The following is a 9,554-nucleotide window of genomic DNA, read 5'->3' on the forward strand; positions in this document are numbered from 1 at the left end:
CGCCGTCGGCTCGCATGGAGGTGCCCGCTCCGCCCGCGATGTGCATCAGCTCGAAGCGCGCATCGACTCGCTCGCGTCGCGGAACTCGAAGTTGATGGAGACCCTCAAAGAGGCTCGCCAGCAACTGCTTGCGCTGCGTGAGGAAGTCGATCGGCTGGGGCAGCCGCCCAGCGGCTACGGCGTCCTGCTCGGCACGCACGAGGACGACACGGTCGACGTGTTCACCTCCGGCCGCAAGATGCGGCTGACGTGCTCGCCGAACATCGAAGTTCCCTTGCTGCGCAAGGGGCAGACGGTCCGGCTCAACGAGGCCCTGACCGTCGTCGAGGCCGGCACGTTCGAATCGGTCGGCGAAATCTCCACGTTGCGTGAGCTCCTGGCCGACGGGCACCGGGCCCTGGTCGTCGGGCACGCCGACGAGGAGCGCATCGTGTGGCTGGCCGAGCCGCTGGTCGCCGAGGACCTCCCGGAGGGGCATCCCGACGCGCTGAACGACGACACCCGGCCGCGCAGGCTGCGGCCCGGCGACTCGCTGTTGGTCGACACCAAGGCCGGGTACGCCTTCGAGCGGATCCCCAAGGCCGAGGTCGAGGACCTGGTGCTCGAAGAGGTGCCCGACGTCAGCTACGAGGACATCGGTGGCCTGACCCGCCAGATCGAGCAGATCCGGGACGCGGTGGAGCTGCCGTTCCTGCACAAGGAGCTGTACCGCGAGTACGCGCTGCGCCCGCCCAAAGGTGTGCTGCTCTACGGTCCGCCCGGTTGCGGTAAGACGCTGATCGCCAAGGCCGTGGCCAACTCGCTGGCCAAGAAGATGGCCGAGGTGCGCGGCGACGACGCCCGCGAGGCCAAGTCCTACTTCTTGAACATCAAGGGACCCGAGCTGCTCAACAAGTTCGTCGGTGAGACCGAGCGGCACATCCGGCTGATCTTCCAGCGCGCCCGCGAGAAGGCGTCGGAAGGCACACCGGTGATCGTGTTCTTCGACGAGATGGACTCGATCTTCCGCACCCGCGGGACCGGCGTCTCCTCGGACGTCGAGACCACCGTCGTCCCGCAGTTGCTGAGCGAGATCGACGGCGTCGAGGGCCTGGAGAACGTCATCGTGATCGGCGCCTCCAACCGTGAGGACATGATCGACCCGGCGATCCTGCGGCCCGGCCGTCTGGACGTGAAGATCAAGATCGAGCGGCCCGATGCCGAAGCGGCACAAGACATCTTCTCGAAGTACCTGGTCGAGACGCTGCCGGTGCACGCCGACGATCTCGCCGAGTTCGGGGGCGACCGTTCGGCTTGCATCCGGGCGATGATCGAAAAGGTCGTCGAGCGGATGTACGCCGAGATCGACGACAACCGGTTCCTGGAGGTCACCTACGCCAACGGTGACAAGGAAGTCATGTACTTCAAGGACTTCAACTCCGGCGCCATGATCCAGAACGTCGTCGACCGGGCGAAGAAGAACGCGATCAAGTCGGTGCTGGAGACCGGGCAGCCCGGTCTGCGCATCCAGCATCTGCTGGACTCGATCGTCGACGAGTTCGCCGAGAACGAGGACCTGCCCAACACCACCAACCCCGATGACTGGGCGCGGATTTCGGGCAAGAAGGGCGAGCGGATCGTCTACATCCGCACCCTGGTCACCGGCAAGAGCTCGAGCGCATCGCGGGCCATCGACACCGAATCCAACCTGGGCCAGTACCTGTAGGGCTCGGCGCCGGCTGAGCCCGTGGGGCTCAGTCGGTCACCAGCGAATAGCTGTTGGTCAGGGTGTCCTGCAGCACCTGGGCGGGCCGCTGGGTCGTGTCCACGCGCAGTTCTTCGGTGAGGACCCGCGGTTGATACGACCACCCGGCCGGCAGGTCGAGCCGGTCGGCAAGGCCCGGTAGGTCGTCGCGCGACAAGGTGGCGTCGGCGACCTGGCTCCAGGTCTGCATCACCCAGTGCCGGCTCTGCGGATCGATGAGTTCGAACACCTGCTGGCCGGCGTTGAAGACGAACACCGTGTGGCGACTGACCGTGTTGGGGACGTATGGCGCAGGGTTCATCGACGACAACAGCACGGTGGCCTGCTGGATCATCTCGATGCCGCCGAAGGACTTGGTGATCTGCGGCCCGCGGGCCTGTTTTTCGATGGCGTTCATCAGCCAGTAGCGGGGACCGTTGAGCAGGGCTGCGGCCGCGCCGTGTTCGGTGGCGATGGCGTGCGCGTCCAGCGCCGACCACAGCTCCTGGGGACAGTCGTTGAGCGGGAAGCTGTTGTAAACCGTTGCCTGTGGGCCCGCCTCGCCGGGGGTTACCAGGAGTACCTCGCCATAGCGCTTCCCGGACAGGTCGAGTGCGTGTTTACCGACGGCGCGGCCGGATTCGGGGGCGGACACTCCGGTGAAATTAATCACTGGTACCGGTGCCGTCAATACGACGGACGGCGGGCCCGGCGGCGCCTCGATAGCGGTTACGCGCCACCAAAGTCGTCTGCAGGTCGTCGATCAGCGGGTCGAGAAAGGTGGACCGGTACTCCGCGTCGCCCGCCGCGCGGGCGCTGATGTACATGAACGTCAGCGCGCCGAGGAACAGGGTCATGTGGATCAGTGAGTCGGGCACCGGCAGCGTGAATCCGAGCACCGTCGCGCGGCTGGTGTAGGTGTGGGTCCACTCGTTGAGCAGGTCGGGGCTTCGCCGGGTGAGCACGAACGGCAAACCGCGCTCCAAGAACCAGCTTTCGGCGGCGGCGCCCGGCGCGGCTCGGCGGTCCGGAGCGCGGCCGCGAAGAAGCTCCATGCCGGGTCACCCTACGGCCGGCAGCCCACCCGCGGCGGCCGTATCGAAAGGGTTGCCCGACGGGCGGTTTGCGGACGTCGGTGGGGCCGCGGGCTCGCCCGGGCGAATCGCATCGGCTGGCTCCCGCGCGCCCCGCCGCGCGGGCCACTTCGTCGCCCGGCCTACGCTTAGGTCATGCAACGGATTATCGGAACGGAGGTCGAATACGGCATTTCATCGCCATCGGACCCGACAGCCAATCCGATCCTCACGTCGACGCAGGCGGTTTTGGCGTATGCGGCCGCAGCGGGCATCCAGCGCGCCAAGCGCACCCGCTGGGATTACGAGGTGGAATCGCCGTTGCGGGATGCCCGCGGCTTCGACCTGAGCCGCTCGGCCGGCCCGCCCCCGGTGGTCGACGCCGACGAGGTCGGCGCGGCCAACATGATCCTGACCAACGGCGCGCGGCTCTACGTCGACCACGCGCATCCCGAATACTCCGCCCCCGAGTGCACCGACCCGCTGGACGCGGTGATCTGGGACAAGGCCGGCGAGCGCGTCATGGAGGCCGCCGCACGCCACGTCGCCAGCGTGCCGGGGGCCGCGAAACTGCAGCTCTACAAGAACAACGTCGACGGCAAGGGCGCGTCCTACGGGTCGCACGAGAACTATCTGATGTCGCGGCAGACGCCGTTTTCGGCCATCATCGCCGGGCTGACCCCCTTTCTGGTCTCCCGGCAGGTGGTCACCGGCTCGGGCCGGGTCGGCATCGGCCCCTCCGGTGACGAGCCCGGCTTCCAGCTGTCCCAGCGCTCGGACTACATCGAGGTCGAGGTCGGCCTGGAAACCACGCTCAAGCGCGGCATCATCAACACCCGCGACGAGCCGCACGCCGACGCCGATCGATACCGGCGGCTGCACGTCATCATCGGCGACGCGAACCTCGCCGAGACGTCGACCTATCTGAAGCTGGGCACCACGGCGCTGGTGCTGGACCTGATCGAAGAGGGCCCGGCGCACGGCATCGACCTGAGCGACCTGGCGCTGGCGCGGCCGGTGCATGCGGTCCACGCCATCAGCCGCGACCCGTCGCTGCGCGCCGTCGTGGCGCTGGCCGACGGCCGGGAGCTGACGGGGCTTGCGCTGCAACGGGTTTACCTCGATCGGGTGGCCAAGCTGGTCGACAGCCGCGACCCCGATCCGCGCGCGTCCGACGTCGTCGAAACCTGGGCGCACGTGCTCGACCAGCTCGAGCGCGACCCGATGGAATGCGCCGAAATACTCGACTGGCCGGCTAAGCTGCGCCTGCTCGAAGGGTTCCGGCAGCGCGAGAACCTGAGCTGGTCGGCGCCGCGGCTGCACCTGGTGGACCTGCAGTATTCCGACGTCCGGCTGGACAAGGGCCTCTACAACCGGCTCGTCGCGCGCGGTTCGATGAAGCGCCTGGTGACCGAGCATCAGGTGCTCGAAGCGGTGGACAAGCCGCCGACGGACACCCGCGCCTACTTCCGCGGTGAGTGCCTGCGCCGATTTGGCGCCGACATCGCCGCGGCCAGCTGGGACTCGGTGATTTTCGATCTGGGTGGTGATTCGCTGGTCCGGATCCCGACGTTAGAGCCGCTGCGCGGCAGCAAAGCCCACGTCGGGGCGCTGCTGGACTCGGTGGACAGCGCCGCCCAACTGGTCGAACAACTCACCAGCTAGGTGCCGGTTAACCCAGGGAACGTCGGGGTCGACCGGTAGGCTAGGAAAGACCAACGGGCAGTGTGGCTTGATCGGTGAACAAGCCATTCAACGGGCCCAGACAACGCAGGAGGCGGCGATGGCTCAGGAGCAGACCAAGCGTGGCGGTGGTGGCGACGACGAAGACGATGTCGCCGGCAGCACCGCCGCGGGCCAAGAACGCCGGGAGAAGCTAGCCGAGGACACCGACGATCTGCTGGATGAGATCGACGACGTCCTCGAGGAGAATGCCGAGGACTTCGTTCGCGCGTATGTCCAAAAGGGCGGACAGTGACCTGGCCTTTCTCTGATCGCCTGTCCACCAATTCCGCGCTTCCGGGCTACGCACCTCCAAGAAGCCTCGCTATAGACCTCTCGTCGTTTGCTGATCTGTTGCGTCGGCAGGCGCCGGAGTTGCTGCCGGCGAGCCTGTCGGGCACGCAGTCCGATGGCGCCGCGGGGCAGCTGCCCCACGGCACCACCATCGTCGCGCTGAAATATCCCGGCGGCGTGGTGCTCGCCGGCGATCGGCGTTCGACGCAGGGCAACATGATCGCCGGGCGCGACGTCAAGAAGGTGTACATCACCGACGATTACACGGCCACCGGCATCGCCGGCACCGCCGCGATCGCGGTGGAATTCGCCCGCCTGTATGCGGTGGAACTCGAGCATTACGAGAAGCTCGAGGGCGTGCCGCTCACGTTCGCCGGCAAGGTGAACCGGTTGGCCATCATGGTGCGGGGCAACCTGGCCGCCGCGATGCAGGGTCTGATCGCCTTGCCGCTGCTGGTGGGCTACGACATCGATGCGCCGGATCCCGAAGGCGCCGGGCGCATCGTGTCTTTCGACGCCGCCGGCGGCTGGAACCTGGAAGAGGAGGGCTACCAGTCGGTGGGGTCGGGATCGATTTTCGCCAAGTCGTCGATGAAGAAGTTGTACTCGCAGGTCACCGACGCCGACTCCGCGGTGCGCGTCGCCATCGAGGCGCTCTACGACGCCGCCGATGACGATTCCGCCACCGGCGGACCGGATCTGGTGCGCGGCATCTACCCGACCGCGGTCACCATCGGCGCCGAGGGAGCGCTCGACGTGCCGGAGAGCCGCATCGCCGAATTGGCCCGCGAAGTGATCCAAAGCCGTTCGCGCGCCGACACTTTCGGCCCCGATGGTGGTGAGAAGTGAGCTTCCCGTATTTCATCTCGCCCGAGCAGGCGATGCGCGAGCGCAGCGAGCTCGCGCGCAAGGGCATCGCCCGGGGCAAGAGCGTGGTCGCGCTGGCCTACGCCGGTGGTGTGCTCTTCGTCGCGGAGAACCCGTCGCGGTCACTGCAGAAGATCAGCGAGCTCTACGACCGCGTCGGCTTCGCGGCCGCCGGCAAGTTCAACGAATTCGACAACTTGCGCCGCGGCGGAATCCAGTTCGCCGACACCCGCGGGTACGCCTACGACCGTCGTGACGTCACGGGCCGGCAGCTGGCCAACGTCTACGCGCAGACGCTGGGCACCATCTTCACCGAGCAGGCCAAGCCCTACGAGGTGGAGCTGTGCGTGGCCGAGGTCGCGCACTACGGCGAGAGCAGACCGCCTGAGCTGTACCGGATTACCTACGACGGGTCGATCGCCGACGAGCCGCATTTCGTGGTGATGGGTGGCACCACCGAACCGATCACCACGGCGCTCAAGGACTCTTACGCCGAGAACGCCGACCTGCGTGAGGCCACCCGCATCGCCGTCAAGGCCCTGCGGGCCGGCAGCGAAGCGTCGAATGGCGACCAGGCAGCCCTGGACGTCGGCAGCCTGGAAGTCGCCATCCTGGATGTCAACCGGCCGCGACGGGCGTTCCGGCGGATCAACCGCGCCAGCCTGGAAAATTTGCTGCGCGAGTTGGATTCCGACGGCCCGGCAGGCGAAGGCGAGGAATCGAACGGGGAATCCGCCGACTAGGCACCGCTCGGCGCGGCCCACGCCGCCGGTGCCGATGTTGCTGTTGGTGCCCAAGGTGCGGGTGAGCCGCGAAGAGTCGCAAGGCCCGGTGCGGCGGACGGTCGCCCGGTGCGGCCTCCCGAAGGCATCCGCGCGACCTCCGGAAAACTTCGTCGGATTGATACGCGCGGCTTGCTCACCGTCCCGGTCGGACAACCAGTACGCTCGATTACGTGCAGCGACGAATCATGGGCATCGAGACCGAGTTCGGGGTCACCTGCACATTCCATGGGCACCGGCGGCTCAGCCCGGACGAGGTGGCCCGCTACTTGTTCCGCCGTGTCGTGTCCTGGGGCCGCAGCTCCAATGTTTTCCTGCGTAACGGCGCCCGCCTGTACCTCGACGTCGGCAGCCACCCGGAGTACGCCACCGCCGAGTGCGACAGCCTGGTGCAGCTGGTCACCCACGACCGCGCGGGCGAATGGGTGCTGGAAGACCTGCTCGTCGACGCCGAGCAGCGGCTGGCCGACGAGGGCATCGGCGGCGACATCTACCTTTTCAAGAACAACACCGACTCGGCGGGCAACTCCTACGGGTGCCACGAGAACTACCTGATCGTGCGGGCCGGTGAGTTCTCCCGGATCTCCGATGTGCTGTTGCCGTTCCTGGTCACCCGCCAGCTGATCTGCGGCGCCGGAAAGGTCTTACAGACCCCCAAGGCCGCGACGTTCTGTCTCTCCCAACGCGCCGAGCACATCTGGGAAGGCGTTTCCTCGGCCACCACCCGCAGCCGGCCGATCATCAACACCCGCGACGAGCCCCACGCCGACGCCGAGAAATACCGGCGGCTGCACGTGATCGTCGGCGACTCCAACATGTGCGAGACCACCACCATGCTCAAGGTGGGCACGGCCGCTCTGGTGCTCGAGATGATCGAAGCCGGCGTCCCGTTCCGGGACTTCTCGCTGGACAATCCCATCCGCGCCATCCGCGAGGTCAGCCACGACATCACCGGTCGCCGGCCCGTGCGGCTGGCGGGCGGGCGGCAGGCCAGCGCGCTGGACATCCAGCGGGAGTACTACACCCGCGCCGTCGAGCACCTGCAGACCCGCGAACCCAACGCGCAGATCGAGCAGATCGTCGACCTGTGGGGCCGCCAGCTCGACGCGGTCGAAAGCCAGGACTTCGCCAAGGTGGACACCGAGATCGACTGGGTGATCAAGCGCAAGCTCTTCCAGCGCTACCAGGACCGCTACAACATGGAGCTGTCCGACGCCAAGATCGCCCAGCTGGACCTGGCCTACCACGACATCAAGCGCGGACGCGGCGTCTTCGACCTGTTGCAGCGCAAGGGGCTGGCCGCCCGCGTCACCACCGACGAGGACATCGCCGAGGCGGTCGACAACCCGCCGCAGACCACCCGGGCGCGGCTGCGCGGCGAGTTCATCAGCGCCGCCCAGGCCGCCGGCCGTGACTTCACCGTCGACTGGGTGCACCTCAAGCTCAACGACCAGGCGCAGCGCACCGTGCTGTGCAAGGACCCGTTCCGGGCGGTCGACGAGCGGGTCAAGCGCCTGATCGCAAGCATGTAGCCGCTCCGACGCGCCGGCGCGACGCGGATGGCCGGCGGAAGCGCCAGACGAGGACCATCGAATAACCTGGAGCCAATGGCGACGTCAAAAGTCGAACGGCTGATGAATCTGGTCATCGCCCTGCTGTCCACCCGCGGTTACATCTCGGCGGAGAAGATCAGGTCGAGCGTGGCGGGCTATTCGGACAGCCCCAGCGCCGAGGCGTTCTCCCGCATGTTCGAGCGCGACAAGAACGAGCTGCGCGACCTGGGCATCCCGCTCGAGGTCGGCCGGGCCTCGGCCTGGGACCCCACCGAGGGTTACCGGATCAACCGCGACGCCTACGCGCTCGCACCGGTCGACCTGACCCCCGACGAGGCGGCCGCGGTCGCCGTTGCGACGCAGCTGTGGGAGTCGCCCGAGCTGATCACCGCGACGCAGGGCGCGCTGCTCAAGCTGCGCGCGGCCGGCGTCGACGTCGATCCCGATGCGCCCGTCGCCATCGCGTCGCCGGCCGGGGTGCCCGGCCTGCGCGGGTCGGAAGATGTCCTGGGAATCCTGTTGTCCGCCATCGACTCCCGGCAGGCGGTGCAGTTTCAGCACCGACCCTCGCGGGCCGAGCCATACGCCACCCGCACCGTCGAGCCCTGGGGCGTGGTCACCGAGAAGGGCCGCTGGTATCTGGTGGGCCACGACCGCGACCGCGACGCCACCCGGACCTTCCGGCTTTCCCGGATCGGTGCGGACGTCACGCCGATCGGGCCGCCGGGCGCCGTCACCGTGCCGAAAGACGTTGACCTGCGCAAGATCGTGGCCCAGACCGTCACCGAAGTGTCGGCGGGGCCGACCGTCGGGCGGGCGCGAGTGTGGGTGGCCGACGGGCGGGCCACCGCGCTGCGGCGCGCGGGCAGGCCCGTCGATGCCCGCCAGTTCGGCGGTCGCGACGGCGAGGTGATCGAACTCGACATCTCCTTCGCCGACCAGCTGGCACGCGACATCGCCGGCTACGGGCCCGACGCCCTGGTGCTCGAACCGCAGTCCCTGCGAGACGACGTGCTGGCCCGGCTGCGCGCGCATGCGGGCGGGGACGCCGTCGGGGCGGGGCAACCGCCCGGCCGCGGGGGAGTGTCCGCGTGACACGCGCCAGCGCCGATGCAGAGCGCGGCGATGAGGCGGGGGCACCTCCCGCTTGCGGGGGAGAGTGGCGCCAATGACTCCGATCTCCACCCGGCTGATCCGACTGTTGAACATGGTCCCGTACTTCCAGGCCAATCCCCGGGTCACCCGAGCCAAGGCGGCCGCCGATCTCGGGGTGTCGGCCAAGCAGCTCGAAGACGACCTCAACCAGCTGTGGATGTGCGGGCTGCCCGGCTACTTCCCGGGGGACCTAATCGATTTCGAGTTCTCCGGGGACACCATCGAGGTGACCTTCTCCGCGGGAATCGACCGCCCGCTCAAGCTCACCTCGCCGGAGGCCACCGGGCTGCTGGTCGCGTTGCGGGCGCTGGCCGACATTCCCGGCGTCGTCGACCCCGAGGCCGCGCGCAGCGCGATCGCCAAGATCGAGGGCGCCGCCGGGGCC

The 9,554-nt window shown here is 68.1% G+C and carries 8 protein-coding genes and 2 pseudogenes; 8 read left to right on the plus strand and 2 right to left on the minus strand.

What is annotated here, in order from left to right:
- A partial coding sequence (gene arc / locus A9W96_RS00855) for a proteasome ATPase (RefSeq protein ID WP_066860394.1) occupies positions 1-1,705 on the plus strand: 1,705 nt, incomplete at its 5' end.
- 28 nt (positions 1,706-1,733) lie between these two features.
- Here the strand turns inward: arc and A9W96_RS00860 are convergent.
- Together A9W96_RS00860 and A9W96_RS00865 are read right to left on the minus strand one after the other, a co-directional pair.
- On the minus strand, positions 1,734-2,378 hold the full coding sequence (locus tag A9W96_RS00860) for a hypothetical protein (RefSeq protein ID WP_066878939.1): 645 nt from the start codon (positions 2,376-2,378) through the stop codon (positions 1,734-1,736).
- Between the two features lie 10 nt (positions 2,379-2,388).
- A pseudogene (locus A9W96_RS00865) lies at positions 2,389-2,673 on the minus strand (hypothetical protein); the annotation flags it as partial.
- A 279-nt stretch (positions 2,674-2,952) separates the two neighbouring features.
- Here A9W96_RS00865 and dop point away from each other — a divergent pair.
- The 7 genes and pseudogenes from dop to A9W96_RS00900 form a co-directional block, all read left to right on the plus strand.
- Entirely contained in the window at positions 2,953-4,461 is a 1,509-nt protein-coding gene (dop, locus tag A9W96_RS00870) for a pup deamidase/depupylase (protein ID WP_066860404.1), read from the plus strand.
- A gap of 118 nt (positions 4,462-4,579) precedes the next feature.
- A complete protein-coding gene (locus A9W96_RS00875; RefSeq protein WP_066860430.1) occupies positions 4,580-4,774 on the plus strand; it encodes a ubiquitin-like protein Pup in 195 nt (64 codons plus the stop codon).
- Positions 4,771-5,661 (plus strand): proteasome subunit beta, encoded by an 891-nt coding sequence (gene prcB / locus A9W96_RS00880; protein WP_066860407.1) that lies wholly within the window; start codon positions 4,771-4,773, stop codon positions 5,659-5,661. Before A9W96_RS00875 ends, prcB begins: the two co-directional genes overlap by 4 nt.
- Positions 5,658-6,422 carry a proteasome subunit alpha gene (gene prcA / locus A9W96_RS00885; RefSeq protein ID WP_066878945.1) on the plus strand — a complete coding sequence of 255 codons (765 nt, stop codon included), beginning with the start codon at positions 5,658-5,660 and terminating at the stop codon, positions 6,420-6,422. The genes prcB and prcA overlap by 4 nt, the downstream gene beginning before the upstream one ends.
- 212 nt (positions 6,423-6,634) lie before the next feature.
- Entirely contained in the window at positions 6,635-7,993 is a 1,359-nt protein-coding gene (gene pafA, locus A9W96_RS00890) for a Pup--protein ligase (RefSeq protein ID WP_156765064.1), read from the plus strand.
- A gap of 75 nt (positions 7,994-8,068) precedes the next feature.
- Positions 8,069-9,109 (plus strand): YafY family protein, encoded by a 1,041-nt coding sequence (locus tag A9W96_RS00895; protein ID WP_067137407.1) that lies wholly within the window; start codon positions 8,069-8,071, stop codon positions 9,107-9,109.
- Positions 9,110-9,182: 73 nt separating this feature from the next.
- Positions 9,183-9,554: pseudogene (locus tag A9W96_RS00900) on the plus strand (protein pafC); the annotation flags it as partial.

Source organism: Mycobacterium sp. 1245852.3 (assembly GCF_001669335.1).
GTDB classification, from domain to species: Bacteria; Actinomycetota; Actinomycetes; order Mycobacteriales; family Mycobacteriaceae; genus Mycobacterium; species Mycobacterium europaeum_A.